This window comes from Nocardioides sp. Z40_12 (genome assembly GCF_058215795.1).
This window is the reverse complement of sequence record NZ_JBZAJA010000004.1, coordinates 200,677-226,839: the sequence shown is the minus strand read 5'-3', so window position 1 is coordinate 226,839 and position 26,163 is coordinate 200,677. Positions and strand designations below refer to the sequence as shown.

Annotated in this window: 26 protein-coding genes; 15 read left to right on the top strand and 11 right to left on the bottom strand. The window is 73.9% G+C overall.

Translation table 11 applies throughout. From position 1 onward, the window contains the following. The first annotated feature begins 36 nt into the window (after positions 1–36). The 7 genes from AC4BG9_RS09655 to AC4BG9_RS09625 are packed head-to-tail and all read left to right on the top strand — an operon-like array spanning position 37 to position 6,238. Positions 37–1,050 carry a TroA family protein gene (locus tag AC4BG9_RS09655; protein ID WP_490570880.1) on the top strand — a complete coding sequence of 338 codons (1,014 nt, stop codon included), beginning with the start codon at positions 37–39 and terminating at the stop codon, positions 1,048–1,050. Beyond that, a complete protein-coding gene (locus AC4BG9_RS09650) occupies positions 1,047–1,883 on the top strand; it encodes a siderophore-interacting protein (RefSeq protein WP_490570879.1) in 837 nt (278 codons plus the stop codon). The genes AC4BG9_RS09655 and AC4BG9_RS09650 overlap by 4 nt, the downstream gene beginning before the upstream one ends. After that, positions 1,876–2,865, top strand: a complete 990-nt coding sequence (locus AC4BG9_RS09645; RefSeq protein WP_490570878.1) for a FecCD family ABC transporter permease — start codon at positions 1,876–1,878, stop codon at positions 2,863–2,865. Before AC4BG9_RS09650 ends, AC4BG9_RS09645 begins: the two co-directional genes overlap by 8 nt. Positions 2,866–2,876: 11 nt before the next feature. Then, a complete protein-coding gene (locus AC4BG9_RS09640) occupies positions 2,877–3,851 on the top strand; it encodes a FecCD family ABC transporter permease (RefSeq protein ID WP_490570877.1) in 975 nt (324 codons plus the stop codon). Next, positions 3,848–4,618 carry an ABC transporter ATP-binding protein gene (locus AC4BG9_RS09635; RefSeq protein ID WP_490570876.1) on the top strand — a complete coding sequence of 257 codons (771 nt, stop codon included), beginning with the start codon at positions 3,848–3,850 and terminating at the stop codon, positions 4,616–4,618. Before AC4BG9_RS09640 ends, AC4BG9_RS09635 begins: the two co-directional genes overlap by 4 nt. A 6-nt stretch (positions 4,619–4,624) precedes the next feature. Then, a complete protein-coding gene (locus AC4BG9_RS09630; RefSeq protein ID WP_490570875.1) occupies positions 4,625–4,876 on the top strand; it encodes a hypothetical protein in 252 nt (83 codons plus the stop codon). A 60-nt stretch (positions 4,877–4,936) separates the two neighbouring features. Beyond that, positions 4,937–6,238 carry an HNH endonuclease gene (locus AC4BG9_RS09625; protein ID WP_490570874.1) on the top strand — a complete coding sequence of 434 codons (1,302 nt, stop codon included), beginning with the start codon at positions 4,937–4,939 and terminating at the stop codon, positions 6,236–6,238. 214 nt (positions 6,239–6,452) lie between these two features. Here AC4BG9_RS09625 and AC4BG9_RS09620 read toward each other — a convergent pair whose 3' ends face one another. From AC4BG9_RS09620 to AC4BG9_RS09605, 4 genes are all read right to left on the bottom strand, one after another. Continuing rightward, positions 6,453–6,944 carry a hypothetical protein gene (locus tag AC4BG9_RS09620; protein WP_490570873.1) on the bottom strand — a complete coding sequence of 164 codons (492 nt, stop codon included), beginning with the start codon at positions 6,942–6,944 and terminating at the stop codon, positions 6,453–6,455. Between the two features lie 74 nt (positions 6,945–7,018). Further along, complete coding sequence (locus AC4BG9_RS09615; RefSeq protein WP_490570872.1) at positions 7,019–8,494, bottom strand: carboxyl transferase domain-containing protein; 1,476 nt, start codon at positions 8,492–8,494, stop codon at positions 7,019–7,021. 37 nt (positions 8,495–8,531) lie between these two features. Then, positions 8,532–9,074, bottom strand: coding sequence for an RNA polymerase sigma factor (locus tag AC4BG9_RS09610; RefSeq protein ID WP_490570871.1), 543 nt, complete (start codon positions 9,072–9,074; stop codon positions 8,532–8,534). Continuing rightward, positions 9,071–9,868, bottom strand: a complete 798-nt coding sequence (locus AC4BG9_RS09605) for an SDR family NAD(P)-dependent oxidoreductase (protein WP_490570870.1) — start codon at positions 9,866–9,868, stop codon at positions 9,071–9,073. Before AC4BG9_RS09605 ends, AC4BG9_RS09610 begins: the two co-directional genes overlap by 4 nt. 50 nt (positions 9,869–9,918) lie before the next feature. On the opposite strand from AC4BG9_RS09605, the gene AC4BG9_RS09600 reads away from it, so the two are divergent. After that, the gene (locus AC4BG9_RS09600; protein WP_490570869.1) at positions 9,919–11,313 is read left to right on the top strand and encodes a serine/threonine-protein kinase; all 1,395 of its coding nucleotides are present in this window, start codon (positions 9,919–9,921) and stop codon (positions 11,311–11,313) included. Here AC4BG9_RS09600 and AC4BG9_RS09595 read toward each other — a convergent pair. Beyond that, positions 11,304–11,939, bottom strand: coding sequence for a hypothetical protein (locus AC4BG9_RS09595; protein WP_490570868.1), 636 nt, complete (start codon positions 11,937–11,939; stop codon positions 11,304–11,306). The two genes, AC4BG9_RS09600 and AC4BG9_RS09595, sit on opposite strands and share 10 nt — an antisense overlap. A gap of 43 nt (positions 11,940–11,982) precedes the next feature. Here AC4BG9_RS09595 and AC4BG9_RS09590 point away from each other — a divergent pair, with 43 nt between their 5' ends. Next, the gene (locus AC4BG9_RS09590; RefSeq protein WP_490570867.1) at positions 11,983–13,611 is read left to right on the top strand and encodes a bifunctional 3'-5' exonuclease/DNA polymerase; all 1,629 of its coding nucleotides are present in this window, start codon (positions 11,983–11,985) and stop codon (positions 13,609–13,611) included. Between the two features lie 3 nt (positions 13,612–13,614). Here AC4BG9_RS09590 and AC4BG9_RS09585 read toward each other — a convergent pair whose 3' ends face one another. Further along, positions 13,615–14,085, bottom strand: a complete 471-nt coding sequence (locus tag AC4BG9_RS09585) for a PPOX class F420-dependent oxidoreductase (RefSeq protein ID WP_490570866.1) — start codon at positions 14,083–14,085, stop codon at positions 13,615–13,617. Between the two features lie 51 nt (positions 14,086–14,136). Here AC4BG9_RS09585 and AC4BG9_RS09580 point away from each other — a divergent pair, with 51 nt between their 5' ends. The 3 genes from AC4BG9_RS09580 to AC4BG9_RS09570 are packed head-to-tail and all read left to right on the top strand — an operon-like array spanning position 14,137 to position 16,718. After that, positions 14,137–14,283, top strand: a complete 147-nt coding sequence (locus AC4BG9_RS09580) for a hypothetical protein (protein ID WP_490570865.1) — start codon at positions 14,137–14,139, stop codon at positions 14,281–14,283. 3 nt (positions 14,284–14,286) lie between these two features. After that, positions 14,287–15,204 carry a hypothetical protein gene (locus AC4BG9_RS09575; RefSeq protein WP_490570864.1) on the top strand — a complete coding sequence of 306 codons (918 nt, stop codon included), beginning with the start codon at positions 14,287–14,289 and terminating at the stop codon, positions 15,202–15,204. Next, positions 15,201–16,718, top strand: coding sequence for an amidohydrolase (locus AC4BG9_RS09570; protein ID WP_490570863.1), 1,518 nt, complete (start codon positions 15,201–15,203; stop codon positions 16,716–16,718). The genes AC4BG9_RS09575 and AC4BG9_RS09570 overlap by 4 nt, the downstream gene beginning before the upstream one ends. A 10-nt stretch (positions 16,719–16,728) precedes the next feature. On the opposite strand, the gene AC4BG9_RS09565 is transcribed toward AC4BG9_RS09570, so the two are convergent. The 3 genes from AC4BG9_RS09565 to AC4BG9_RS09555 are packed head-to-tail and all read right to left on the bottom strand — an operon-like array spanning position 16,729 to position 20,128. Beyond that, positions 16,729–18,564 carry a CotH kinase family protein gene (locus AC4BG9_RS09565; protein WP_490570862.1) on the bottom strand — a complete coding sequence of 612 codons (1,836 nt, stop codon included), beginning with the start codon at positions 18,562–18,564 and terminating at the stop codon, positions 16,729–16,731. Then, on the bottom strand, positions 18,546–18,974 hold the full coding sequence (locus tag AC4BG9_RS09560; protein ID WP_490570861.1) for a hypothetical protein: 429 nt from the start codon (positions 18,972–18,974) through the stop codon (positions 18,546–18,548). The genes AC4BG9_RS09565 and AC4BG9_RS09560 overlap by 19 nt, the downstream gene beginning before the upstream one ends. Next, positions 18,971–20,128 carry a PucR family transcriptional regulator gene (locus tag AC4BG9_RS09555; RefSeq protein WP_490570860.1) on the bottom strand — a complete coding sequence of 386 codons (1,158 nt, stop codon included), beginning with the start codon at positions 20,126–20,128 and terminating at the stop codon, positions 18,971–18,973. Before AC4BG9_RS09555 ends, AC4BG9_RS09560 begins: the two co-directional genes overlap by 4 nt. A gap of 96 nt (positions 20,129–20,224) precedes the next feature. On the opposite strand from AC4BG9_RS09555, the gene AC4BG9_RS09550 reads away from it, so the two are divergent. The 3 genes from AC4BG9_RS09550 (at position 20,225) to AC4BG9_RS09540 (ending at position 24,376) form a co-directional block, all read left to right on the top strand. Then, positions 20,225–21,385 (top strand): ferredoxin reductase, encoded by a 1,161-nt coding sequence (locus tag AC4BG9_RS09550; protein ID WP_490570859.1) that lies wholly within the window; start codon positions 20,225–20,227, stop codon positions 21,383–21,385. A 31-nt stretch (positions 21,386–21,416) separates the two neighbouring features. After that, positions 21,417–22,670, top strand: coding sequence for a fatty acid desaturase family protein (locus AC4BG9_RS09545; RefSeq protein ID WP_490570858.1), 1,254 nt, complete (start codon positions 21,417–21,419; stop codon positions 22,668–22,670). Positions 22,671–22,756: 86 nt separating this feature from the next. Further along, complete coding sequence (locus tag AC4BG9_RS09540; RefSeq protein ID WP_490570857.1) at positions 22,757–24,376, top strand: hypothetical protein; 1,620 nt, start codon at positions 22,757–22,759, stop codon at positions 24,374–24,376. A gap of 7 nt (positions 24,377–24,383) precedes the next feature. Here the strand turns inward: AC4BG9_RS09540 and AC4BG9_RS09535 are convergent, their stop codons facing one another. Beyond that, entirely contained in the window at positions 24,384–25,313 is a 930-nt protein-coding gene (locus tag AC4BG9_RS09535) for an oxidoreductase (RefSeq protein ID WP_490570856.1), read from the bottom strand. After that, a complete protein-coding gene (locus AC4BG9_RS09530; protein WP_490570855.1) occupies positions 25,310–26,128 on the bottom strand; it encodes a maleylpyruvate isomerase family mycothiol-dependent enzyme in 819 nt (272 codons plus the stop codon). Before AC4BG9_RS09530 ends, AC4BG9_RS09535 begins: the two co-directional genes overlap by 4 nt. Positions 26,129–26,163: the final 35 nt, after the last annotated feature.

Genomic DNA, 26,163 nt, shown 5'->3' with positions numbered 1-26,163 from the left:
ATCAAACCTCAGTAGGTAAGCCTTACCTTAGAGCCCATGACGACTGCCCGCCCCACTCGCCGCGCCCGCGCGCGCGCCTCCGCCGCCGCCCTCACGGGTCTCTTCGTCCTGGGCCTGGCCGCCTGCGGCGACGACGCCGACGAGACCGAGGCGACGGAGTCCGGCACCCGCACCTTCAGCGCCGACAACGGCGAGATCGAGATCCCCGCCGACCCGCAGCGCGTGGTGGCCACCGGCTACGCCGTGCCGGTGCTGATCGAGTCGGACGCCGACCTGGTGGGCATCTCGGAGTGGTCCCGCGGCACCGCGATGATGACCGACGAGCAGCTGGCCACCTACGAGGAGCTGGACAAGGTCGCCGGCGAGAGCGCCGCGGAGACCAACTACGAGGCGATCGCCGAGGCGTCGCCCGACCTGATCGTGATCGGCGTCCCCGCGCCCGCGCTGGTCGACCTAGACATGGACCGCCTCGAGGACATCGCCCCCGTGGTCGTGCTGGGCCCGAGCGCCCCGGACTCCTGGCGCGAGCTCTCCGAGCGCCAGGCCGACGCGGCCGGCGCCAGCGAGGGCTTCGAGGCGACCCGGGCCACCTACGAGGAGCGGGCCGAGGAGCTCTCCGAGAAGTACGGCGACGTGCTCGCCGACCTGCAGTTCGGCCACGTGGGCGCCTACGGCGACGTCTCGGCGGGCAGCTTCCACCGGGAGTACGCCGGCTCGTGGGGCACCAACATCGCGGTCGACATGGGCGTCGACTACTACGGCGAGCCCAGCGAGCCGGGCGAGGGCGCCGACGCGGTCACCGAGTACCCCTCGATCGAGGAGCTCCCCGAGAAGCTCGGCGAGGCCGACGCGATCACCTACACCCTCGGGCCCGACGGCAAGCCGGCGGAGGCGGTGGCCTACGTGCTCGAGCACAAGCTGTGGAAGAACCTGCCGGCCGTCAAGGAGGGCAACGTCTTCGGCATCCGCTACACCGAGGCGGTCACCTTCGGCTCCGCGCTGAAGGCGCTCGACTCCCTCGACACCGCGCTCGAGCCGCTGCTCCCGTGAGCCGGGCGATGGAGCGCGACCGCGCCGCCGAGCGGGTCGCCGCCCACCACGCGGCGCGCCCGGAAGCCGGCGAGGGCGTGACCCGGATCGGCTACCCCATCGGGGTGCGGACCGCCCAGGTCGTGCGGGTCGAGGCGGTGACGCCGTCGATGCTGCGGCTCACCCTCGGCGGTGCCGGCCTGGCCGGGTTCCACACCTACCAGGCCGACGACCACGTGAAGGTGGTCTTCGCGATGCCCGACGGCACCCGCCACGACCCGGTCGCCAACGCCGACGCCGAGCTGGACTGGCCCCGGCCGCTGCCCCCCACGCGCAAGTACACGGTGCGGCGCTGGGACGCCCACGCCCTCGAGCTCGACCTGGACTTCGTGGTCCACGACGGCGGCCTTGCCTCGGACTGGGTGCGGGCGGTGCGGCCGGGCGACGACGTCGTGGTGGCCGGCCCGCCGGGGGCGAAGGCCTTCGCGCAGACCTACGACCACTACGTCTTCGCCGTCGACACCACCGCGCTCCCGGCGCTGGCGCGCTGGCTCGAGGAGTCGCCGGCCGACGTGTCGGCCGACGCCTTCGTCGACGTCGACCACGCCCACGAGCGGGACTACCCGCTGGCCGCGCGCGACGGCGTACGGGTGCGCTGGCTCGACCGCAGCGCGGGGTCGCGGCTGGCCGAGGAGGTCGGCGCGCTGGACCTCTCGGCCCACGGTCGGACCTTCCTCTTCGCGGCCGGCGAGGCCGGCGACGTCAAGCCCCTGCGCGCCTGGGGCAAGGAGCACGCCACGGACGCGCTGGTCACCGGCTACTGGAAGCGCGGGGTCGCCGGGCTGGATGAGTGAGACCCCCCGCCTGAGGCTCCCGGCGCTCCTGGGAGCGGTCCTGCTGCTCGCGGCACTGGCCGTGCTCAGCTTGTGCGTCGGGTCGCGACCGGTCCCCCTCTCGGAGGTGGTGACCGCCTTCACCGACTACGCCGGCACCGACGACCACGTCGTCGTCCGGGACGTCCGCCTGCCCCGCACCCTGCTCGCCCTGGCGGTCGGGGCGGCGCTCGCCGTCTCCGGTGCGCTGGTCCAGACGCTGACCCGCAACCCGCTCGCCGAGCCGGGGATCCTGGGCGTCACCGCGGGCGCGTCGTTCTCGATCGTGATGGCGGTGGCGCTGTGGGGCGTCGACTCCCAGGCCGCGATGCTGCTCGCCGCCTTCGTCGGCGCCGCGGTGGCCACCGTGGTGGTCTACGCCGTGGGTGGCTCCTCGCCGCTGCGCCTCGTGCTCGCCGGCGTCGCCCTCTCCGCGGTGCTGGCCGGGGTGACGCTGGGGGTGCGGCTGGCGATGCCGGACGTCTTCGACAGCTACCGCTTCTGGTCGGTCGGCTCGCTCGCCGGGCGGGAGCAGGTCGCGCTGGGCCTGCCGCTGCTGGCGATCGGTGCCGGGCTGGTCGGGGCGCTGCTGCTGGTCCGGGCCCTCGGCGCCGTGGCGCTGGGCGAGCACCTCGCCCACACCCTGGGGGCGCACGTGGTGCGGACCCGGGTGCTCACCATCGCGCTGGTCACCCTGCTGGCCGGGGCGGCCACCGCGGTGGCGGGCCCGATCGGCTTCGTCGGGCTGATCGTCCCCCACCTCGCGCGGCGCGCGGCCCGGGGCTCGATCGCCTGGCTGATGGTGCTGACGCTCGTGCTCGGCCCGGCGCTCGTGCTGCTCTCCGACGTGGTGGCGCGGGTGCTGCTGCCCACCGGGGAGGTGCCGGTCGCCCTGGTGACGGCGTTCCTCGGCGGCCCGGTGCTCATCTGGGTGGTCCGTCGGTACGGCGCGGTGGCGCTGTGATCGCGACCGGCATGACGCGACGCGAGGCGGTGGCCTGCGCGCTGATCGCGGCGGCCATCGTGGCCGTCGCCTTCACCGCGCTCTGCCAGGGATCGACCTGGACCACCCCGTCGGAGACGCTCGCCGGCCTCCTCGGGCGCGGGGACAAGGCCTTCGTGATCACCCAGTGGCGGCTGCCGCAGGTCGCCGCCGGCGTCGTCTTCGGTGTCGCCCTGGGCCTGGCCGGCGCGATCTTCCAGAACCTGACCCGCAACCCGCTGGGCAGCCCGGACGTGATCGGGCTCGACGCCGGTGCCTGGACCGGCGCACTCATCGTGGTCGCCCTGCTCGGCGGCACCTCGGGGCAGCTGGCGACCGGTGCGGTCCTATCCGCGACGGCCACGGCGCTGGTCATCTACCTGCTCTCCCTCAAGCAGGGTTTCAGCGGGCTGCGGCTGATCGTCATCGGGATCGCGGTCAACGCGATGCTGACCGCGGTCAACTCCTGGATCGTGCTGCGCGCCGAGCTCGAGGTCGCGATCGCGGCCACCGCCTGGAGCGCCGGGTCGCTCAACGGCATGGACTGGGACGAGGCGCGTCTGCCCTTCGCGGTGGTCGGGGTGCTGGCGCTGCTGCTCCTCACCCAGGGCCGGGCCATGCACCAGGCCGCGCTCGGCGACGAGGTCGCGGTCACCACCGGGGTCCGGCTCGGCCGGCACCGGCTGGCGATGGTGGCGATCGGGGTGGCCTGCACGGCGACGGTCACGGCGGCGGCCGGACCGATCGTCTTCGTCGCGCTGGCGGCACCGCAGATCGGCCGGCGGCTCACCGGCAGCGCCGGCGTCCCGCTCGTGCCCGCCGCGCTCACCGGCGCCCTGCTCCTGGTCTCCGCGGACCTCCTCGCCCAGGTGCTCACCCGGCCGGTGCCGCTGCCGGTCGGCGTCGTCACCACCGCGCTGGGCGGGCTCTACCTCATCTGGCTGCTCGTCAAGGAAGTGAGACGATGACCCGTCTGCAGGCCCACGACCTGACCCTCGGCTACGGGGAGCGGACCGTCTCCAGCGGCCTCTCCCTCGCCGTCCCGGACCGGGCGTTCACCGCCATCGTCGGCGCCAACGCCTGCGGCAAGTCGACGCTGCTCCGCTCGCTGGTCCGGCTGCTCCAGCCGCGCGCCGGGCGGGTCGAGCTCGACGGCACCGACGTGCGCCGGCTGCGCCCACGCGCCGTCGCCCGCGAGCTGGGCTTCCTGCCCCAGGGCCTCGTCCCGCCGGAGGGGATCCGGGTGGAGGCGCTGGTGCGGCGCGGCCGTTACCCGCACCAGTCGCTGCTCTCCGCCTGGACCGCCGAGGACCAGGTGGCCGTCGTCGCCGCGATGGCGGCCGCCGGGGTCGACGACCTGGCGGACCGGCAGGTGGAGGAGCTCTCGGGCGGCCAGGCCCAGCGGGTCTGGATCGCGATGGTGCTCGCCCAGGAGACGCCGTACCTGCTCCTCGACGAGCCGACCACCTTCCTCGACATCGCCCACCAGTACGAGCTGCTCGGCCTGCTCGCCCGGCTCCGCGACGAGGGGCGGACCGTGGTCACCGTGCTCCACGACATCAACCAGGCCTGCCGCTTCGCCGACCACGTGGTGGCGATGAAGGCGGGGCGGATCGTGGCCCAGGGCGCACCCGCCGAGGTGGTGGACGCCGCGCTGATCCAGGAGGTCTTCGGGCTCGCCTGCACCGTGGTGCCCGACCCGGTCGCCGGGACGCCGATGGTGGTGCCGCACTAGGAGCGGGTGGACGCGAGCGCCTGCGTCGGTGCGCTGCTGGGCCTTGGCACCGTCGCCTCCGCGGCCGGCATCCTGCCCGGCTGGACGAGGTGGACGACCTCGGGCGGGCAGACCTGCGAGATCCGGGCCAGGGCGAGTGGGGCGGCCCCACGGGTCCCGGTGCGGGACGCCGTCCTCAGGCTGCGCGCCGCTCACCGTGAGCTGGTGATGCTCGTGCACTGGGACGGCTTCACGCTGACCGAGGCGGCCCTCACCTGAGCCGCGACTGCCTGTGGATGACGAGCCGCAGTGTCGGCGATTACGACTATTCTAGAACACATGATCGAGACCTTGGTGCGGTGCTGGGACGCGGAGACCGGCCCCATGCTCCCACCCGCGGGTGGCGGAGAGGCCTGGTCCAGCGAGGCGCTATCCGCGCTGGCGGGCAGCCTGGCGGAGGTCGGCGGCGCCCCGGCCCGCACCTCGGAGTGCCTGGCCCAGGTCGAGGCCCTGGAGGCACTCAAGGCGGCGGCGGCCGCCGCCCAGGCCAGGGTCACCGCCGCCTTCGCGGCGCGGGAGCGTCGCCGGGACGCGGCAGAGCCGGTGATCGGCAGCCAGCTCGGGCTGGCTCGACGGGAGTCACCGGCCCGCGGCCGCTTCCTGGTGGGGGCGGCCACCGCGTTGGTCGAGGAGCTGCCGTTGACCCTGGCGGCGCTGGAGCGTGGCGAGCTGACCGAGGAACGCGCCCTGCTGATCGTCCGGGAGACCGACGACCTGAGCGGTGAGGACCGCACCCGGGTCGACGCCGACCTGTGGGCCGGCACCGGCGCGGGCTGTGCCGCCACCCTCGGCACCGACCAGCTCCGCGAGCTGCTCCGTCGCCTGGTCACCGCCGCCGACTCCGAGGCGGCGACCAGGCGGATGGTCCGGGCCCGCGCCCGACGTCACGTGGCCGGCAGGCTGCTGGGCGACGGCACCGGGCGGATCACCGCGGTGGTCCGCTCCGAGCACTACGGGCCGGTGATGAAGGCACTCCAGGAGGCCGCCGCCTCCGCCCGGGCCGCCGGGGACCCGCGGACCGCCGACCAGGTCCGCGCCGACGTCCTCGTCGAGCGGGTCACCGGCCTCGACCCGGTAGCTCCGCGTCGGATCGACCTGCGGCTCGTGATGAGCCTCTCCAGCCTGTGGGGTGACTGCGACGACCCGGCCTGGGTCCCGGAGTCGGGCCACCTGCCGGTGGAGGTCTGCCGTCAGCTGCTCGGGGAGGCCTTCGCGCGGCACGAGGTCACCGTGCGGCGCCTCTTCGCCCTCCCCGACGACGGACAGCTGGTCGCCATGGAGCGCCCGAGCCGCTGCTTCGACGGGTTGCTCGCGGAGATGATCCGGCTGCGCGACGGCGGGACCTGCCGGACGCCGTGGTGCGACGCCCCCATCCGGCACCTCGACCACGTGGTCCCGGACCGCGAGGGCGGTCCGACCAGCTTCGAGAACGGTCAGGGGCTCTGCGAGGCCTGCAACCAGGTCAAGGAGGCACCCGGCTGGACAAGCTGGGTCGGCTTCTCCGCCGGTGGCCCCGAGATCCGCGGCTTCACCAGCAACGGCCGCATCTATCACGGCAAGCCGCCCCCGCTCCCGGTCTGACCAATGAGCAGTGGAACGTGTTCAACGGGCCCGGCAGGCGAGCACGCCGTGCGGGCCGCACTCATCCGCAGATCCGGATGGTGACGCCTGCGGCGTCGAGGATGCTGGAGCAGCCATCTCAGATCTGCAGGTGGGGGTGGGCCATCTCACCCACCTATCCGACATCCGGATCTTGGCAGACGTTGAGTTGAGCGCACATTGGGTGCTCCGCGGTCTACGGCTTGGCGTGCGTCGCATGCGCAGCCAGCGGCCACCAATGGCGGTCACGCAACTCCGCTTCGGCTTCAACCGCGTCGAGCCACATCCCAGGTGCGTCTCGGTGCGGGGGCAACGGGAAGTGCCAGACCGCGAAGTAGGCGTGCGGTGCGGGCCATGGATAGTCGTCAGGCGCTCCGGGCACGTCGTTGCGCACGTATCCCAGCAACCGGGCGTAGTGCCCATCGCCGGTCCCTGTCCGGCGCAGCAGGTCCTCAAGCGGTTCTTCCCATGCCCCATCGCGGGTTTCACGGGTTGGGATGTCGAGCCCTCTGCCGTCAGAACGAGCCTCCACGAGAATGCTGTTGCCACGGGTCACTAGGAGTCGGACCAGACAGATGGGTGAAGGAGCGACGGCGGGCACCTCGGCAAGTACGACGTCGGCTCGACCGTGAGCCGGTAGCCACGCAGCACCCTGATGGCTGACGAGTACGCGCTCCGAGGTCGACATTCGACGAACGTAGCGGCTGGTCCGGATGGGTCGGCGCCAGTCGATCGGATCTCGGCAGAGGAGACTGAGGGCGGTCAGCGGATCCGCTGCGCCCGCTCCTCCGGCGTCCCCGGACCGTTGGCGAGCAGGCCGAGCAGCTCGTGCTCCAGCACGGCCCCGACGCGACGGCAGAACGCCGCGGGCTCGTCGGCGGCGTCGGGGTGCTCGGCGACGATCCGGTCCACGATGCCGAGCCGCTTGAGATCGAGGGCGCGGATCCCTTGGGCGCGGGCCATCTCCGGGGCGTGCTCGGTGTCACGGTGCACGATGGCGCTCGCCCCCTCGGGCGGCAGCGGGGAGAGCCAGGCGTGCTGCGCCGCGACCACCCGGTCGGCGGGGAGCAGCGCGAGCGCCCCGCCACCGTTGCCCTCACCCAGCATCAGGCAGAGGGTGGGGGCCCGGAGGGTGACCAGGTCCTCCAGTGACCGGGCGATCTCGCCGGCCAGCCCGCCGTTCTCGGCCTCGGCGGAGAGCGCCGCCCCCTGCGTGTCGATCACCGTCACCAGGGGCAGCCCCAGCTCGGAGGCGAGCCGCATCCCGCGGCGGGCCTCGCGCAGCGCTCCCGGTCCCATCGGGTGGTCGGTGGTCTGACCCCGGCGGTCCTGGCCCAGGAAGACGCACGGCGCCTCGCCGAACCGGGCCAGCGCGAAGAGCAGCCCGGGATCGCTCTCGCCCTGGCCGGTGCCGTTGAGCGGGATCACGTTGGTGGCCCCGTAGCGCAGCAGGCGGCGCACCCCGGGGCGGTCGGGACGCCGCGACCGGATGACCGCGTCCCACGCGTCGATCTCGCCGACCTCCTCCTCGCCCGGGTCGGGGGCCGTCGGCAGCGGGGACCGTGCCCGCTCCAGGATGTCGAGCGTGCGCCCGAGGATGTTGCGCACCCCGGCGGGCTCGATCACCCCGTCGACGATGCCGCGGGCGTAGAGGTTCTCCGAGGTCTGCACGCCCTCGGGGAACGGCTTGCCGTAGAGCGCCTCGTAGACCCGCGGGCCCAGGAAGCCCACCAGGGCGCCCGGCTCGGCCACGGTCAGGTGACCCGTGGAGCCCCAGGAGGCCATCACCCCGCCGGTGGTGGGGTGGCGCAGGTAGACCAGGTAGGGCAGCCCGGCGGCCTTGTGCGCCGCCACCGCCTCGGAGATCCGGACCATCTGCACGAAGGCGGCCGTCCCCTCCTGCATCCGGGTGCCTCCGCTGGCCGGGGCGCCGAGCAGCGGGAGCCGCTCGGCGGTGGCGCGCCGGATCGCGGCGACCAGCCGGTCGGCGGTGGCCCGGCCGATGGAGCCGGCCAGGAACGAGAACTCCCCGAGCACGACGGCGACCCGGTGCCCGTCCAGCCGCGCCTCGCCGGTGATGACGGCCTCCTCGGCGCCCGACCTCTCGCGGGCCCGCGCCAGCTGGTCGGCGTACGCCGGGTCGACCTCGCCGTGGTCGGGCGGGGTGTCCCAGGAGGACCAGGACCCCGCGTCCAGCACCAGGTCGGCGAGCTCGCGGGCGGAGAGGCGTTCGGTCACGGGCCGAAGGCTATGCCAGGCGGGCCGTGCCGCCGCCTCAGGCCTGGTCGCGCAGCAGCGGCCGGGCCAGCTTCCGGCCGTGGTGGATCTGCGCCTTGACCGTCCCGAGCGGGACGCCGAGCTGGGTGGCGATCTCGTCGTAGGCCAGCCCGTAGACGTCGCGCAGCACCAGGGGCTGCACGAAGGCCGGGTGCTCGGCCTCGATGGTCTCCAACGCCTCGAGGAGGTCGAGCCGGGTGCCGGCGATCACGCTGGTGGTGCGCGGGTCCGGCTGCTCCAGCGGCACGGTGTCGGTGGGCGTGGCCCGGCTCCTGAGCCGGCGGTACGTCGTGCGCGCGCTGTTGAGCGCCACCACGTGCAGCCACGTCGTGAAGCGGCCCCGCCGGTGCCACTGACCGAGCTTGTCGGCGAGGCTGATCAGCGCCTCCTGGCAGGCGTCCTCCGCGTCGTCGGAGTAGGGCAGCACCCCCTGGCAGATCCGGAGCACCCGGGGCCGGACCTCGCCCAGCAGCTGCTCCATCGCCGCCCGGTCGCCGTCCTGCGCCCGGCGGGCGAGATCGTCGATCTCCTCTGGCGTCACTCCGGCTCGGCCATCCGCCGGTGCAGGACCGACTTCGCCCGGTCGGGGAGCACCTTGCTGGCCGCCTCCTGCACGCGGGTGCGCCACCCGCCCCCGACCACCCGGGACTCCCCGGACATCAGGGCCTCGAAACCCTGGCGGGCGACCTTCGCCGGGTCGTCCTTGGCGCCCTTGGCGACGGGGGTGTCCTCCATCTCCGCGCGCTCGAAGAACTCGGTGTCGGTGGGCCCGGGCATCAGCAGGGTCAGCGAGACGCCGGTCTCCTTCAACTCCTCCTGGAGGCCCTGGGTGAAGGACTGGAGGAACGACTTCGAGGCGTTGTAGGTGGCCTGGAAGGCGCCGGGCATCTCCGAGGCGATCGAGGAGGTGACCAGCACCTTGCCGTGACCGGTGCGGACCATCTCGGTCAGCACCAGCTTGGCCAGCTGGACGGTGGAGACGATGTTGAGCTGGATGATCCCCAGGTCGTGGGCCAGGTCGGTCTCGACGAAGGCGCCGCCGTGACCGACCCCGGCGTTGAGGGCCACCGCGTCGAGCGGGCGGCCGGTCTCGCGGACCGCGGTCATCAGCTCGCTGACCCCGTCGGGGCGGCGCAGGTCGACCTGCACGGCCTGGACCTGTGCGCCGGTGCTCCGCAGCTCCTGGGCCGCCTGCTCCAGGGCGGCGTCCTCGGCGTTGACCACGAGGTCGAAGCCGTGCTCGGCGAACTGGCGCGCCAGCTCGAGGCCGATGCCGCTGCTCGCGCCGGTGACCAGCGCCAGGGGCCTGGAGGATGCAGTGCTGGGCTCGCTCATGTGCGGTTCGTACCCCGGCGGGGGCGAGCCATGCTGCAAGACTGACGCCGATGTCCCAGCCCTCCCGCCTCGGTCGCTACCCAGTGCGCCGTCGACTCGGCGCCGGGGCGTTCGCGACCGTCTGGCTGGCCCACGACGAGGAGCTCGACTCCCCGGTCGCGATCAAGGTGCTCGCCGACAACTGGGCCGGCGACGCCCACGTGCGCCGCCGCTTCGTGGAGGAGGGGCGCTTCCTGCGCAAGGTCGACTCCCCGTACGTCGTCCCCGTCTACGACGCCGGCGAGCTCGACGACGGCCGCCCCTTCCTGGTGATGGCCTACGCCGACGCCGGGACCCTGACCGACCGGCTCGCCGAGGGGCCGCTCTCGCGCGCGGCGGCCCTCCGGGTGCTGACCGAGATCGGCGCCGGGCTCGAGGCGCTGCACTCCCGCGGCGTCCTCCACCGGGACGTGAAGCCCGGCAACGTGCTGCTCCGCGGCGACGAGGGGCCCGACGGGAGGCAGGTCCGGGCGATGCTCGCCGACCTGGGCCTGGGCAAGGAGCTCGAGGTCGCCTCGCGGCTCACCGTCATCGCCGGCTCCCCGTCGTACGTCGCCCCCGAGCAGGCCCGCGGCGAGGCGCTCGACGTCCGTGCCGACCTCTTCTCCCTGGCGGCGGTGGCCTACCTGCTGCTCGCCGGCCGACCGGCGCGGGAGCAGCTCTCGATGGCCGACGCCCAGGAGCCGCCCGCCGTACCGCCCCTGGGGGACGCCGTCCCGCCGTCGTTGGCCGCGGTGGTGACCCGCGGCCTGGCCACCGACCGCGAGGAACGCCAGACCTGTGTCGCGGAGTTCGTCGAGCAGCTGGTGCGGGCGACCGGCGAGGACGACGTGACGCTGCGCGGGGCGCCCCTGGCTCAAACACCCGTCGTCCCGCGCCGGCACTGGGGCCGGCCGCTGGCCGGGGCCGGCGCGGCGCTCCTGGTCGGGGTCGCCACCGGCTGGGGGATCGCCGGGGCGACCGGGGGCGAGGTGCGCGTCGACGACGCCGCGGGGGCGCTCGCCGTCACCGTGCCGGCGGGGTGGACCCGGTCGGTCCAGGACGCGGGCTGGACCCCGCCGGAGTCGGACCGGGAGTTCCCGGCGCTGGCGGTCGGCACCGGGCCCGGTTGGCGCACCGAGGGCCAGGGCGTCTTCGTCGCGCTCTTCGAGGGCCACGACTTGCCCGCCGACGCGCCGGGCCACCCCGAGTGCCGGGCGCAGCGCGGCTCCGCCGCGGCCGTCGGCGAGGGCCGGGAGTCGATGACGGTGCTGCACACCGGGTGCCCGGCGCCGGCACCGGTGGTGGTGGAGCGGGTCTCCCGGGTCGCCGACGACCGGGTGCTGTGGGTCCAGGTGCGCGGCGAGGACACCGCCGGTGCCCAGCGGGTGCTGGACGCCGTCGAGGTGACGGACCTCTACTCCTGACGCATCCCGCCGGCCACCTTGTCGATCAGCTCGGCCGCACCCTCGGCATCGCGCTCCCGGGCCGAGACGTTGATCTCCACCTCGGCGTGCGGGTTGCCGGCCAGGTCGAGCCAGCGCACGAAGAGGTGGCGGCGCTGCCCGAGGTCGTCGACGTAGGTGTACTCCAGCCCGCTGGAGCCGGTGTCGAGGAGCCGGAGCCCGTGCTCGCGCTCGCGGACCGAGCGGATCCGCTCCTCCCGGTGCTGCGCGATGGTCCGCTTCTGGCTGGAGACCTGCGTGACCCGGAGCACGTAGGTGTCCTGCGGGTGCCCCGGGACCTTCCACCGGAACTCGTTGGAGGCGTTGGTGAGCCGCTTCCACCCGGCCGGGACCGGGAAGACCAACCGGGTCGGCGAGGTGCCGAACGAGGTCTCCTCCAGGGGGAGGCCGGTGGGCAGCGCCGGCTGCGGCGGGTCCTCGGTGAGCTCGTCGGTGGTGAGGAACGGCAGGGGCGGGGCGGCTGCGGGCGCCGGCCGGGCCGGTCCGGAGCCCTCGGCCGGGGCGTCGGTGGCGCGCTGGGCCGCCCAGCCCGCGCCCCCGCCGACCGCCACCAGGACCGCGGTCGCCGCAGCCGTCTGCCACCTCATGAGTGCCAACGTAGCGGCGTGGGTGACCTGGGAGGCTGTCGCCATGACCCGCATCTCCCTCTCCCGCCTGCCGGGGGAGGGGGTGCTGGCCGTCGAGGCCGGGCAGAGCCTCGAGCTGCCGGCCGCTGAGCTGCCGGCGTACGTCGCCCGGCGGGAGATCGACCGGCCGCGCTGGGTCTGGGACGACACGGCCCGGTGGTACCCGCCCCTGCTGGCGGCCGGTGTCCGGGTGGAGCGCTGCCACGACCTGCGCCTGAGCCACCACCTGCTCCGCCGGGCCCCCGCTGCGGACACCTCGCTGCTGACGGGTCCCGAGTCGGGGGTGTGGGACAGGCTCGGCCCCAGCGTCCCGTCCGAGCCGGGGCTCTTCGCGGCCGACGACGAGGCGGAGCACCTCCGGGCCGACGTCGAGGACGCGCGCCAGCGGGCCTGCGTCGCGGACTCCCCGGAGGCGGGCCGGCTGGGGCTGCTGCTCGCCGCGGAGTCGGCCGGCGCCCTGGTGGCGGCGGAGATGACCCACGCCGGGGTGCCCTGGCGGGCCGAGGTCCACGAACGGCTGCTGACCGACCTGCTCGGACCGCGCCCCGCGGCCTGGTCGCGGCCCCAGCGGCTCGACGAGCTGGCCGCCGAGGTGGGCCGGGCCCTCGGCACGCCCGGCCTCAACCCCGACTCACGGACCGAGCTGATGGCGGCGCTGCGCCGCGCGGGCCACGAGGTCGCCGACATCCGCGCCTCCACGCTCCGCGCGATCGACCATCCCGCCATCGAGCCGCTGCTGCGCCACAAGCAGCTCGCCCACCTCTTCTCCACCAACGGCTGGGCCTGGGCCGACGAGTGGGTCCAGGGCAGCCGCTTCCGGCCGTCGTACCAGCCGGCGGGCTCGAGCACCGGGCGCTGGTCGTCCAACGGCGGCGGCGCGCTGTCGTTCCCCGCCCAGGTGCGTCCCGCGGTCGTCGCGGACGACGGCTGGACGCTGGTGGTCGCCGACGTCGCCCAGCTGGAGCCGCGGGTGCTGGCCGGGATGAGCGGGGACCGGGCGCTGGCCGCAGCGGCGCGCGGCGCCGACCTCTACCAGGGCATGGTCGACTCCGGCGCGGTGCCGACCCGCCAGCACGCCAAGCTGGGGCTGCTCGGCGCGATGTACGGCGCCACCCGCGGCGAGAGCGGCCGGATGGTCGCCGACCTCACCCGGCGCTACCCCGCCGCCTTCGGCCTGGTGGAGGCTGCCGCGCGGGCCGGCGAGCGGGGCGAGGTGGTGCGCACGCTGCTCGGCCGCGGCTCGCCCGGGTTGGGCGAGGCGTGGGAGGTCGATCCCGACGCCCCGCAGCCCGACGCCGACAGCCAGGCCCGCTTCCGCCGCGCCTACGGCCGCTTCACCCGGAACTTCGTGGTGCAAGGCACCGGGGCGGAGTGGGCGCTCGCCTGGATCGCCGACCTGCGCAACCGGCTCTGGCGCCTCGGTGGCGAGGGCCCGCTGGAGTCGCGGCCGCACCTGGTCTTCTTCCTCCACGACGAGGTGGTGGTGCACACCCCGGCGGCCCTGGCCGAGGAGGTGGTGGCGGCGGCCGGCGACGCGGCCGCCACCGCGGCGCGGCTGCTCTTCGGCGAGCAGGGGGTCGACTTCCCGCTCAGCACCGCGGTGGTGCGCTCCTACGCCGAGGCCGGGAAGTGACGCTCAGGCCAGGCGGGCCGGGAAGCCGCCGGTGGCGACCGGGCCCCACGCCGTCGGCGTGATCCGCAGCAGCGACTTGCCTTGGTCGACCATCGCCTGCCGGTACTCCTCCCAGTCGGAGTGCTCCCCGGAGATGTTGCGGAAGTACTCCACGAAGGCGTCCAGCGCCTCGCCGCCGTCCGCGGCGTCGAGCACCTCGCAGCTTCCGGTGACCTGGACCCAGGGGCCGTTCCAGTCGTCGGAGACGACCACGACGTCGACCTCCGGGCGGCGCCGCGCGTTGCGGGTCTTGGCCCGCTCGGGATAGGTGGCCACCACCAGGCGGCCGGCGTCGTCGACCCCGCCGGTCACCGGCGAGGCCTGCGGGCTGCCGTCGGCGCGGCGGGTGACCAGCAGGAACCGGTGCCGGGGGCGGACGAACTCCAGGAGGCCGTCGAGGTCGACGCGGGTGGTGGTGGCGATCGAGCGAGGCATGGTCAGACGGTAGCGCCGCCCCTCTTGCCCCCGTGGTCTAGCGTGCCTGGAGTGAGCCCCGAACTCCTGCTGATCAGTGCCGCCGACACGTCGCCGACGTCGAACCCGACCCTGCACGCGTTGATCCTCGGGTTGATCATGGTCGTCGGGACCGCCGTGGGCATGTGGCTGCTGCTCCGGATGGGCGGACGGCGGTAGCCGATGCACCGCCAGGACTCGGCTGAGCTCAGAGCGACGTACTTCGCGCTCCGCCTCGGCCTGGTCCTCTCGGCGGTGACCGTTCTCCTGGCGCCGCTGGCGACCCGGGTCGGCGACGGCTCCTGGCCGCCCTCGATCTCCGACGCCTGGTACACCGACGCGCGCACCGTCTTCGTCCTGGGCCTGGCCGCGGCCGCCTGCCTGCTGGTCGTGGTGCGGGGCGACACCCTCACGGAGCAGACCCTGCTCAACGTCGCGGGCGGCCTCGGCCTGCTGGTGGCGGGCGCGGCGTGCTGGCCCAAGGACGGGTCGGGAGAGCCGCTCGCCTCCTTCGACCCCGCCGTCGCCCGGCTCAACGAGTACGCCATCGCGGCGTTGCTGGTGGTGGCGGCGGTGGCCTGGGTGGTCGGCGCGCTGCTGCCCGCCGCGATGCTGGGGGACGGCTGGCAGGTGACGGGTGCCGCCCGGGGGGTCCTGCAGTCCCTCGGCCCCGTCCTGGTGGTGGGCCTGAGCGTGCTGTTCCTCCTCGACCGCACCTGGCTCGCCACGCACGTCCACGAGCCGGCCGCAGTGGTGATGTTCTTCCTCCTGGGCTGCGTGGTGCTGCTGCGCACCACGCTCGGGCTCGGGTTCCTGGAGCGGATCGGCGACACCCCCGCCGACGACTCCGTCAGCTTCTCGCACCTGTGCGAGGCCAGGAGGACGCAGACCCGGATGACGAGACTGGACGCGGTCTACACGGCGGTGGCGGTCGGCATGCTCGTGGTGGTGGTCGTCGTCGCCGCCGTCCTCCTCGCCGGCGGGGCGGCGCCGGGGTGGGTCCTGGTCGTCGAGGCACTGCTCCTCGTGCTCTTCGGCACCTTCTGGGCCCTCCAGACCTGGGAGGCGTGGCTCGCGGTGGGGTCTAGAGTTCGTCCATGAACCACCTGCTCCTGCGCGACGTTCGCCTGGTGCCCCTGCGCCCCCGCGACGAGGTGCCCGACGGGCCCGTCGGGGTCCGGATCCGCGCCGGCGAGGTGGTCGAGGTCGGTCCCGGGCTGGACCGCGACGGCGCGGAGGAGACACGCGCCGAGGGACGCTGGCTCGTCCCCGGCCTGTGGGACCAGCACGTCCACCTCGGCCAGTGGACGCTGGCCAGCTCGCGCCTCGACCTGACCCCCGTGCGCTCGGCCGCCGAGGCCGTGCGGATGGTCGCGGACCGCCTCGCCGAGGTGCCCGGGCGACCGGTCATCGGCTGGGGTCACCGGTCCACCGCGTGGCCGGAGGCGCCGGTCGTCTCCATGCTCGACGCGCTGGGCGGCGACCAGCCGATCGTGCTGATCGCCGGTGACGGCCACCACGCCTGGCTCAACACCGTCGCGCTCAACATCCTGCACCTGCCGCTGCGCGAGGGCGTCGTCTCCGAGCGCGAGTGGTTCGACGCCTACGGGCGTCTCTCCGCGGTGATCGGCGACGACGGCACCGGCCCCGACGCCTATCGCCGCACCCTCGAGCAGGCCGCCTCCCTCGGCGTGGTCGGGCTGGTCGACTACGAGTTCAGCGGCGGCCACGAGGACTGGGCCCGCCGCTGGCAGGGCGGCGCGGACCTGCTCAGGATCCGGATGTCGACCTACGCCGCCGGCCTCGAGGAGGTGATCGCGGCCGGCCTGCGCACCGGCGACGTCCTGCCCGGCTGCAGCGACCTGGCCCGGATGGGGTCGCTGAAGATCATCAGCGACGGCTCGCTCAACACCAAGACGGCCTGGTGCTGCGACCCCTACTCCGGCCCGGCGCCGCTCGGCTTCCCGCACGGCAACCCCAACCAGTCGCCCGAGGAGCTCCGCGAGCTGCTCGAGCGGAGCACCGCCCACGGGCTGACCGCGGCGGTGCACGCCATCGGCGACCGTGCGGTCACCGTGGCGCTCGACGCCTTCGAGGCGACCGGGGCCCGCGGCAGCATCGAGCACGCCCAGCTGATCCTGCGCGACGACGTACGCCGGATCGCCGGCCTCGGCCTGGTGGCGAGCGTCCAGCCCTCCCACCTGCTCGACGACCGCGACGTCAGCGAGCGGCTCTGGCCCGGTCGCGGCGACCGCTGCTTCGCGCTCCGCTGGATGCTCGAGGACGGGGTGGTCCTGGCGATGGGCTCCGACGCTCCCGTCGCGGCCCTCGACCCGTGGCTGGCGATGGCGGCGGCGGTGCACCGCTCCGCCGACGAGCGGGAGCCGTGGCACCCCGAGCAGGCGATCACCGCGCAGGAGGCGCTGGCCGCCTCCGTCGACGGCCGCGGCGCGGTGGCCCCCGGCCACCCCGGCGACGTCGTCCTGCTCGACCTCGACCCGCTCGCGGGCTCCGGGGGCACCGCCGAGGTCGCCGCCCACCTGCGCCGTACCGGCGAGCACGTGGCCGCCACCTGGGTGGCCGGGCGGCAGGTCTTCGACGCGACCGGCGGCTGACCGCCGCGGCTCACTCGCCGACTGGCCTCATGGTGGCGATGGCGTCGTCGAGCCAGCGGATCCGATCCGCGTACCACTCGGTCACCAGGTCGGCGTGCTCGCGCCAGGTGGTGAAGTCCAGCTGGAACTGCGTCCCCTCGGACCAGTAAGGGGTCAGCAGGTGGCCACCGCCCTCCGGGGCAGGGGCGAAGTTGCGCTCCGCCGCCGGCGCCAGCCACTCCACCCGCTCGGCGAGGAAGGGGCCGAGGGTGGCCACGTCCGGCGCCGCCTGGGTCCAGCGCCGGCGGATCAGCTCGACGAACTCCGGGTCGCGGAGCATCCGGCGCACCCAGTGGCCATGAGGGTGGGTGCTCGGGCTGAGCCAGGGCTCGTTGGAGGGCGCGTCCGGATCCGGGTCGGGGTACATGAACCATCGTTCGGGGTCGTCCAGGCCCCACCCGGTGCTGATGCCCGCGGTCATGTCGAAGTCCCAGGGCGGCCCCATCGAGAGCAGCCCGTGGCGGCTGCGTTGCAGGTAGACGCTCCCGCGGAAGTGGGAGTCCTGGTTCTTGGTGGTCTCCTGGAGCAGGTACCAGTCGGCGAAGGAGCGGAGGTCGACCAGGGAGTGGTAGCCGTGCTCGGGGTCGAGCCACTCGTCGGAGTAGAGCACCGACTCGAAGTGCGTGAGCTGGCGCTCGACCTCGGCCGCGAACTCGGGTGTGATGTCGCCCGGCTCCTTGATGAACACGTTGATGCCGTTGGGGGTGCGGAAGCTGGGGTCGTCGTCCTCCCACAGGTCGGCCTCGAGCAGGAAGCCGCCGTCCACGGGGACGGAGCCGGGCTCGGCGAGCTCGATGGCGACCCGGTCGGGCTCGACCTCGACGCCCTCGCCGAAGAGGTAGACGCCCTTGTACTCGCCGTTGAGCCACACCTCGACGTCGTGCAGGCGGGCGGCCCACGGCATGGCGAGGCGGCGGGCCAGGGCGAACGCCGCGGTGTTGCGCAGCAGGGAGCGGTCGTAGGCGTTGGCGAGCAGCACGAAGTCCTTGGAGGCGGGCAGCCCCAGCACGGAGACGCGCTCGTCGAGCTTCACCTTGTAGGGCAGCTTGTCCTGCACCCAGGAGGTGGAGTTGCCGCGGACCCGCAGCCGTGCCGAGAGCTCCGTGGCGGGCACCGGGTCGCCGTCGCGGTCAGTCGTGCCGTCGGTGTCGAACACCATGTCGGCGCGCGAGTAGACCTCGTCGTCGACGATCGGCAGCCCGTCGTCGGTGGTGATCGAGAGAGCCGGCAGCGTCCCGAAGAACTCCGGGTCGGCTTCGATCGGGGCGACCGTCGGCGTGGGGGTCGGCGTGGGGGTCGGCGTGGTGGTGGGCGCTGCCGTCGGAGTCGGGCTCGGACTCGGCGTCGGGGTGGGCGTCGGGCTCGGTGTCGGCGTCGGGCTCGGCGTGGGGCTCGGCGTGGGTGTCGGCGTGGGTGTGGGCGTGGGCGGCTGGGTGGGCGGGACGACGCGACGAGGCACCACCCGGACCGGCTTGCTGCGCCATGCCGGCCGGCCGCGGTGGGCGGGGGCCACCACCCGGAACCTGGTGGGCGAGTGGACCTTGCGGGTGAAGACGTAGCGACCGCGGGCGCGGGTCCGGGCGTCGGCGACCCGCACCCACCGGCCGTTCGCGTGCCGCTGGAGCACCACCGGGGCGCGGCGCAGGCGCGGCACGGCACCACGCAGGCGCACCCGCTTCCCGTCTGTCTGCGCCTCGGGCGGGCCGGAGGGTCGGGCGGAGCCCCCGGACGCCGTCCGCTCGGGCGCCGAGACGGCGGCACTCGCGCCGAGGGCGGTGGCGGGGAGGGTCAGTACCAGGGCAGCCACCAGGGCTCGCAGCCCGGCTCGGCTCGTTGTCCACAACACCGGGCGAGCGTAGGTTGAGGCAGCCCTCCCGCGCAGGAGAAGAGCGATCCGCGCCCGAAGCGCCCGGCCGTGCTCGTTCCCTGATGAACTGGTGGGTTGATGTCGGCGACACGGGGCCAGGACGACATCGGTCCACCAGTTGCGCGGGAAGGGTCGCCCAGGAGGTCTCGCTCAGGCGGTGTCGGGGGAGGTGGCGTGGCTGCGCCCAGGCGCCAGGCGTAGAACGCCGCGAGAGCAGCGACGACGGCCAGGACGACGGCGGCCAGCCAGCCGGTGGCCCGCATCCGCGGGTCGGTCGCGCGGCCCGGCAGCCACTGCCACACCGTGTAGAGGAAGAGCCCGAGATAGATCACCCCGGTGCCTGCGCTCATGCCAGGGCGATGGTGGCGTCCCGGATGAAGGTCGGGTCCTCGAGGCGTTCGGCGTAGGCCGACCGGAGCTGGCCCACCCGGTAGCGCACGGTCTGGGGGTGCACGAAGAGCGCCTCGGCGACCGCCTCGCGCCGGCCCTGGTGGAGCAACCAGGCGCGCAGGGTGTCGGTCAGCTTCTCCCGCGCCGCCGGGCCCAGCTCGTCCAGCGGAGCCAGCACCTGGGCGCGGAGGTCGGCCAACGCCTCGGCGTCGGCGTGCACGAGAAGCTCAGCGAGGTGCTTCTCGGTGTCGGTGATCTCCGGATCGAGGTCGGCGGCCCGGCTCGCCCGCTGCCACGAGGACCTGGCCTCGAGCCAGGGCCGGGTGGGACCGACCACCGCCGGGACGCCGACCACCGCCCGCAGCAGCAGGCTCCGGGTGGCGTCCGGCACCAGCAGGACCACCAGCTCCTCGGTGCCGGGGTCGGCCACCGTGATGGTCCGCGGGTCGACCGCCGACGACACCGCCCGCAGGTGCGCCTCCGGCAGGACGACGGCCGTCAACGTCTCCGGGAGCTCCCACTCCGCGCGCGCCGCGGCCCGCACCAGCAGGTCGGGCGCGTCACCCCGGAGCAGGGCGTTGCCGAGCGCCTCGCGCAGCTGCTGACGCATCCGCCCGGTGGTCGCTGACTCGTCGCTGTGGCCCGCGACGCTGGAGGCCGAGAGCTGGTCGATGTAGGCGAAGACCAGACCGGCGAACTTCGCCAGGGTCTCGGCGTCGACGCCGTCGGCGAGCAGCCCGGCCGACATCTCGCTCCAGGAGACGCGGGCGCCGACCCGGTACGCCGCGAGGAGCGCCTCCATGCTCCGGCCGGAACGCGCCTCGCCCCGGCCGAGCTGGTAGGCGCCCTCCATCGCCGGCGCCGTGGGACGGGTGCCGGCCCGGGCGCGTCGGGAGGCCAGCTGGATGAAGCCACCCAGTGCCAGCTGCACCGCGCTGCGGATCGTCTCGCCCATCGTGCCGGAGAGGGCATTGGCATACGTCGGGACCTCGGCGATGATGGCGCCGACGGCCGCGTCGGCGACCGCCGGCAGCCTGTTGCGCATCACCTCCACCTCGGCGGCGGAGAGCTCCAGACCGTGGTCGTTACCGAGACGACCGGCGTGTCGCGCCATCGGAGGCTCCTTTTTGGCGTCTGCGAACAATTGTGACGCGAAACTTCACGTCTGGTGGTCAGGAATCTACCCCGTTCGACCAGACATGATGGGTCCATGGCCATGCTTCTCAACGAGACCAACGGGTCCCCGCGCCGGGGACGCCACCGCAGTGGCGCTCCGCTGCGCCTCCGGGACCGCGCGGTCAGGCTCGTCGAGGCCGCCACCACGCCCTTGATGCCGGCCGACTACCTCGACCTCTTCGCGCCGCTGCGCTCCGGCGCCGAGCTGCGCGGCCGGATCGTCTCGGTCGAGCCGGAGACCGCCGACGCCGCCACCATCGTGATCCGTCCCGGCGCCGACTGGGCGGGCCACGTCCCCGGTCAGTACACCCGGGTCGGCATCGACGTCGACGGGGTCCGCCACTGGCGGGCCTACTCGCTGACCCACGGTCCGCGCGCCGACGGCAACATCTCGATCACCGTCAAGGCGGTCCAGGACGGCGTCGTCAGCAGCCACCTGGTCCGCGAGGCCAGCCCCGGCACCCTGGTCCACCTCGAGCAGGCCGACGGCGAGTTCGTGCTCCCGCCCGAGGGTGGCAAGTTCCTGATGGTCACGGCCGGCTCCGGGGTCACCCCCGTGGTGGGGATGCTGCGCAACCTCTTCCCGGTCGCCGACTCCGGCGTCGTACGCCTCGAGCGCAGCGCCCCCTACGACATCACCGTCGTGCACGTGGCCCCCAGCGAGCCCGACTCGATCTTCCTGCGCGACCTCAAGGCGCTCGACGCCGCGGGCCTGATCCGGCTGGTGCCCCGCTACGACGACGTGCACGGGGTCCTCGACGTCGACGACCTGGAGTCGCTCGTCCCCGACCTGGCCGCGCGGCAGACCCTGGCCTGCGGGCCGGCCGCCCTGCTCGACGCCCTCGAGGAGCACCACACCTCCCGCGGTCTCGACCTCACCGTCGAGCAGTTCCGAGTCTCCCGCGTCGAGGCTGGGGAAGGCGGCATCGTCACCTTCACCCGCACGGGGGTCGAGGTGGAGGACGACGGTGCCACCCCGATCCTCGACGCCGCCGAGGAGGCCGGCGTGCTGATGCCCTCCGGGTGCCGCATGGGCATCTGCATGGGCTGCGTCCTGCCGCTCAAGGAGGGCACCGTCCGCGACCTGCGCAACGGCGCGCTGACCACCGCCGTCCCCGGCGAGACCGACCCGGGCGGCATCAAGATCCAGACCTGCATCAGCGCCGCTGCCGGCCCGTGCACCCTCGACCACTGACCTGCTCGATCCCACCCCCCAAGGAGTCGACATGACGACCATCACCAAGAAGTCCGAGAACCCCACCGCCCACCTCACCCCCGAGGACATCGAGGACATCGGTCGCGAGCTCGACCGGATCCGCCAGGAGGTCCTCGACGACCGCGGCGCCAACGACGCCGCCTACATCCGGGGCATGGTCAAGACCCAGCGCTACCTCGAGCTCGGCAGCCGCGCCGTGCTCCTCTTCTCCGCCCTCCCGCCCGCCTGGGTGGTCGGCACGGCCGGCCTGAGCGTCGCCAAGATCCTGGAGAACATGGAGATCGGCCACAACGTCATGCACGGCCAGTGGGACTGGATGCGCGACCCCAAGATCCACTCCAGCACCTGGGAGTGGGACAACGCCTCCACCGCCGAGGGCTGGAAGCACAGCCACAACGAGATCCACCACACCTACACCAACATCGTGGGCAAGGACAACGACCTCGGCTACGGCATCATGCGGGTCGACGAGGACCAGAAGTGGCACCCGATGTACCTCGGCCAGCCGCTGTGGAACTTCATCAACGCCTGCTTCTTCGAGTACGGCATCGCCGCCTACGACCTCGAGCTCGGCAAGAACCTGCGCACCCCCAAGGAGCGCCGCGACCCCGAGTTCACCCGCCGGGCGAAGAACACCGTGAAGAAGATCCGCCAGCAGATGACGAAGGACTACGTCGTGCACCCCGCGCTGGCCATCCCGACCGGTTCGTTCCTGCCGACCCTGGCCGCCAACTTCACCGCCAACCTGGTGCGCAACCTGTGGTCGCACTCGGTGATCATGTGCGGCCACTTCCCCGAGGGGGTCGAGACCTTCGAGCGTGCCGCGATCCCCGAGAAGGAGACCCGCGGCGAGTGGTACCTGCGCCAGATGCTCGGCTCCGCCAACATCTCCGGCTCCGAGGGCATGCACATCTTGACCGGCAACCTGAGCCACCAGATCGAGCACCACCTCTTCCCCGACCTGCCGAGCAACCGCTACAAGGAGGTCGCCCCGCAGGTGAAGGCGATCTTCGACAAGTACGGCCTCACCTACCTGGAGCGTCCGCTGCCCCAGCAGGTCTACAGCGCCTGGCACAAGGTGGTCCGGCTCAGCCTGCCCAACGGCTTCGTGGAGACCACCACGGTGCGCAACGCCCCGCAGCAGCTGGTGCGCTTGTTCAAGATGGCCACCGGCGACCGCAAGACCCGCCGTGCCCTCCAGGCCCGCCTGGCCCAGGAGGCCCGCCGCGCCAAGGACGCGAAGGACGCCCGGCTGGCCGCCTGACCTGACCCCCCGGCACGGGAACTATCCTCGTGCCCATGAGCTCCCCCATCCGCCTCGGCGCACCCGGCTTCGGAGGCCTCTGAGACGTGGGTTGGCTGCTCGTGGTCCTGCTGGGGCTCATCTACCTGCTGGTGGGTCCGTGGACCCTGGTGCTGGTCGCGGTGCTGCTGGCCGTGCCGCGGGTGCGCGACCGCGTGCCGCGACCGCACGTGACCGTCCGCGGGGTGGCGATCGGCGTCGGCGTGGCCGTCGCCGCCTCCCTGCTGGTGTGGGTGGTGCCCGACGGGCGCCTGCCGGTGCCGACCGCCGGGGGCCTGCTGGTGGCTCCCCGCTACGAGGGGCAGCAGGTCTCCGCCCACCCCATCGCAGCCGAGGAGCCGCCGCAGAACCCCTGGCTGGCCCAGGCGGGGTCCGACGCGGTCAACAACGACGCGTGGTCCAGCGGGGCGCTGCGGGGAGCGGGGCCGTTGGGCGACCGTCCCGAGGTGGACACCGCCTGGTACGGACTGGAGAAGTGCGGGCGAGTCGCCTTCGACTCCCACGGCCGGATCGTCGCTCTCTGCCACGACCGGCGAGGCGCGGTCCTGCGGGTCATCGACCCCGACTCGATGCGCCCGCTGAGCACCACTCGGCTGCCGGCCCGCGCCGAGACCGGCACCTCGGCCTGGCAGGACGTCTGCAACGGCTCGCAGTTCTACCTCGACAACGGCGACCGGGCGGTGGTGACGACTACGGAGCGGCGGATCCAGGCGATCGGCACGGCCGACGCCGAGGGCCATCCCGACCTGACGGTCGAGGAGTCGTGGAGCGTGGCCGAGCACGTGCCGGAGACCGACTGCCTGGTCGCGGTCAAGCCCGACTGGACGGGCCGCATCTGGTGGGCCAGCCGCGACGGTCGCGTCGGCGTGGTCGATCCGGTCGCCGGGATGGTGCGAGGCACCCACCTGGAGGGCGAGCGGATCACCAACACCTTCGCCGTCGACGAGGCAGGTGGGGTCTTCCTGGTCACCGACGCCGCGCTCTACCGGATGACCGTCGACGCCGAGGGTGCGCCGGCGGTCTCCTGGCGGACCGAGTACGACCGCGGCGTCGAGCAGAAGGTCGGGCAGTTCGTGCAGGGCAGCGGCACCTCGCCGACCCTGCTCGACCACGACCTGGTGGCGATCGCCGACAACGCCGAGCCTCGGCTGCACGTCGTCTTCGTCGACCGGGCCACCGGCGAGGAGGTCTGCAGCGCGGCCGTCTTCGACGGCGGCGAGTCGGCGACCGAGACGTCGTTGGCCTCCGTGGGCTCCGGGGTGATCGTGGAGAACAACCACGGCTACGCCGGCCCACGCTCCACTGCGATGGGCTTCTCCTCCTCGCCCGGCCTGGCGCGGGTCGACCACGTCGACGGCGAGTGCCGGGTCTCCTGGACCAACGACGAGGTCGCCCCCTCCGCCCTGCCGACGGTCTCCTGGGAGACCGGCCTCCTCTACACCTGGACCAAGCGACCCACGCTGTGGGGAGTCTCCGCCTGGTACCTGACCGCGATCGACGCGCACACCGGCGAGACGGCATTCTCGGTCCGGGCCGGCACCGGGGTGCTCTACAACAACCACTACTCCGCAGTCACGCTCGGCCCGCAGGGAGCGGCGTACGTCGGCACCGTCGGCGGGCTGGTCCGGGTGCGCGACGTGGTGCGCAAGTCCGCCAAGAAGGGCTGAACCCGGCTCAGGGCCAGCGCAGACCCACGGCCTCCTCGCTGAGCTCCCAGAGCCGGCGCTGCGCCACCTCGTCGCGGGCCAGCGGGGCGGTGCCCACCAGGCGCGGCGGACCGGACATCTGCTGGCGACCCGCGGGGCCGCAGTAGGAGCCGCCGGGCAGGTCCGCGGTGGCGGCCATCAGCAGAGGCCAGGCGCCCTGGGCGGCCGACTGGGAGACGGCCCGGACCGCGGCGTCGAGGATCGAGGCCATTCCCCCCGAGGAGCGCCCGAACTGGCCGTTGGCGGTCAGGTGGGTGCCCGCCAGGCCGGGGTGTGCGGCCAGCGCCCGCACCGGCAGGTCGCGCTGTCGCAGCCGCCGCTCGAGCTCGAAGGTGAAGAACAGGTTGGCCAGCTTGGACTCCGCGTAGCGCGGCCAGCGGCGGTAGCGCTCGTGGTGGGCCCGGGGGTCGCCCAGCGGGGCGTGCCGGGCCATCCGGTGCATCTGCGAGCTCACCGTGACCACCCGGCCGTCGCCGCTGGCGACCAGCTGCGGCAGCAGCAGGCCGGTCAGCAGGAAGGGACCGAAGTGGTTGGTCGCCATCTGCAAGTCGAAGCCGTCCCCGGTGACCTGCTGGGGGGTGGCCATCACCCCGGCGTTGTTGACCAGCACGTGCAGGGCGCCGAGATCGCGGGCGCGGCCGGCCGCCGCGCGGACCGACTCCAGGGAGGCGAGGTCGACGAGCAGCTGCTCCGGAGCGGCCTCGGGCGCCTGCTCGCGGATCACCTCGGCGGTCGCCTCCAGCTTGGCCTGGTTCCGGCCCGCGAGCACCACCCGGGCGCCGCGCCGCGCCAGCTCGAGGGCCGTGTGGTGGCCCAGCCCGCCCGGGCTGGCTCCGGTGACCAGGACGGTCCGTCCGTGCTGGTCACCGATGTCGTCGACCGACCAGGTGGCGCTCACGGGGTGACGGCCATCGCGGCCAGCACCCGCTCGCCGAGGGCGGAGTCGCCGGAGACCCGGACCGTTCCCGGCTCGGGGCTGCGCCGGCCCCCGGCGAGCAGCGCGAACGCCTCCGCCGACATGTCGAGGGTGGTGGTCGGCTCCTCCTCGGTCGCCCCGCCGGTGAGCTCGCGGCCGCGGCCGTCGTCCCCGACGCCGAACCGGCGCTCCTGGTGCCCTTGGACCCGCAGCGCCAGCGTGGAGCCCGGGGCCGCACCGGCCCGCTTGGCCAGCACCAGCGCGAGGGTCTCGGAGAGGTAGTCGACGGTGTGCCGGGCGCCGGGGCCGTCCAGGTTGCCGGGGCGTCCCACCGCCCGGCGCACGTCCTGCTCGTGCATCCACACGTCCAGCGGACGGTTGCGCAGCAGCGTCAGCGTCGACCAGCCCAGCGCACCGAAGACCCCCGGGGCCGGGGCGTCGGGGTCGGTCGGCGGGTCCTGGAGCAGGGCGGTGTGCCGTTGCGTGGTCGACTCGCGCAGCTCGATCAGCATGTCGTCGGGGGTGCGGTTGCGTCGGGCCAGGACGCCCTGCTCGGTGAAGGTGCCCATCGGGCTCCTCACGTGGGGCACCTCGCCGACTTCGACCTCCTCGTGCCGGCCGCCGGCGAGCAGCGACTCCAGGTGGGCGGTGTGGGCGACCACCGCGTGCACGTCCCAGCCGGGGAGGTCGGTGGGCGCCGACCACTCCTCGGGGGCGAGCTCCTCGAGCAGCGCGGTGAAGTCGCTGATCGCCTGCCACCAGATGTCGACGTGCTGGACCAAACCGCTCTGCGTCATGCCGGAAGCCTAGGGCTCAGGGGCCGACCAGGAGA

What these genes read in the sequence shown, in the direction of transcription:
- AC4BG9_RS09655 (WP_490570880.1), top strand. Translation starts at nt 37, where the DNA reads ATGACGACTGCCCGCCCCACTCGCCGCGCCCGCGCGCGCGCCTCCGCC.
- AC4BG9_RS09645 (WP_490570878.1), top strand. Translation starts at nt 1,876, where the DNA reads ATGAGTGAGACCCCCCGCCTGAGGCTCCCGGCGCTCCTGGGAGCGGTC.
- AC4BG9_RS09640 (WP_490570877.1), top strand. Translation starts at nt 2,877, where the DNA reads ATGACGCGACGCGAGGCGGTGGCCTGCGCGCTGATCGCGGCGGCCATC.
- AC4BG9_RS09635 (WP_490570876.1), top strand. Translation starts at nt 3,848, where the DNA reads ATGACCCGTCTGCAGGCCCACGACCTGACCCTCGGCTACGGGGAGCGG.
- AC4BG9_RS09625 (WP_490570874.1), top strand. Translation starts at nt 4,937, where the DNA reads ATGATCGAGACCTTGGTGCGGTGCTGGGACGCGGAGACCGGCCCCATG.
- AC4BG9_RS09620 (WP_490570873.1), bottom strand. Translation starts at nt 6,944, where the DNA reads ATGTCGACCTCGGAGCGCGTACTCGTCAGCCATCAGGGTGCTGCGTGG.
- AC4BG9_RS09605 (WP_490570870.1), bottom strand. Translation starts at nt 9,868, where the DNA reads ATGAGCGAGCCCAGCACTGCATCCTCCAGGCCCCTGGCGCTGGTCACC.
- AC4BG9_RS09600 (WP_490570869.1), top strand. Translation starts at nt 9,919, where the DNA reads ATGTCCCAGCCCTCCCGCCTCGGTCGCTACCCAGTGCGCCGTCGACTC.
- AC4BG9_RS09595 (WP_490570868.1), bottom strand. Translation starts at nt 11,939, where the DNA reads ATGAGGTGGCAGACGGCTGCGGCGACCGCGGTCCTGGTGGCGGTCGGC.
- AC4BG9_RS09590 (WP_490570867.1), top strand. Translation starts at nt 11,983, where the DNA reads ATGACCCGCATCTCCCTCTCCCGCCTGCCGGGGGAGGGGGTGCTGGCC.
- AC4BG9_RS09585 (WP_490570866.1), bottom strand. Translation starts at nt 14,085, where the DNA reads ATGCCTCGCTCGATCGCCACCACCACCCGCGTCGACCTCGACGGCCTC.
- AC4BG9_RS09575 (WP_490570864.1), top strand. Translation starts at nt 14,287, where the DNA reads ATGCACCGCCAGGACTCGGCTGAGCTCAGAGCGACGTACTTCGCGCTC.
- AC4BG9_RS09570 (WP_490570863.1), top strand. Translation starts at nt 15,201, where the DNA reads ATGAACCACCTGCTCCTGCGCGACGTTCGCCTGGTGCCCCTGCGCCCC.
- AC4BG9_RS09560 (WP_490570861.1), bottom strand. Translation starts at nt 18,974, where the DNA reads ATGAGCGCAGGCACCGGGGTGATCTATCTCGGGCTCTTCCTCTACACG.
- AC4BG9_RS09555 (WP_490570860.1), bottom strand. Translation starts at nt 20,128, where the DNA reads ATGGCGCGACACGCCGGTCGTCTCGGTAACGACCACGGTCTGGAGCTC.
- AC4BG9_RS09550 (WP_490570859.1), top strand. Translation starts at nt 20,225, where the DNA reads ATGGCCATGCTTCTCAACGAGACCAACGGGTCCCCGCGCCGGGGACGC.
- AC4BG9_RS09545 (WP_490570858.1), top strand. Translation starts at nt 21,417, where the DNA reads ATGACGACCATCACCAAGAAGTCCGAGAACCCCACCGCCCACCTCACC.
- AC4BG9_RS09530 (WP_490570855.1), bottom strand. Translation starts at nt 26,128, where the DNA reads ATGACGCAGAGCGGTTTGGTCCAGCACGTCGACATCTGGTGGCAGGCG.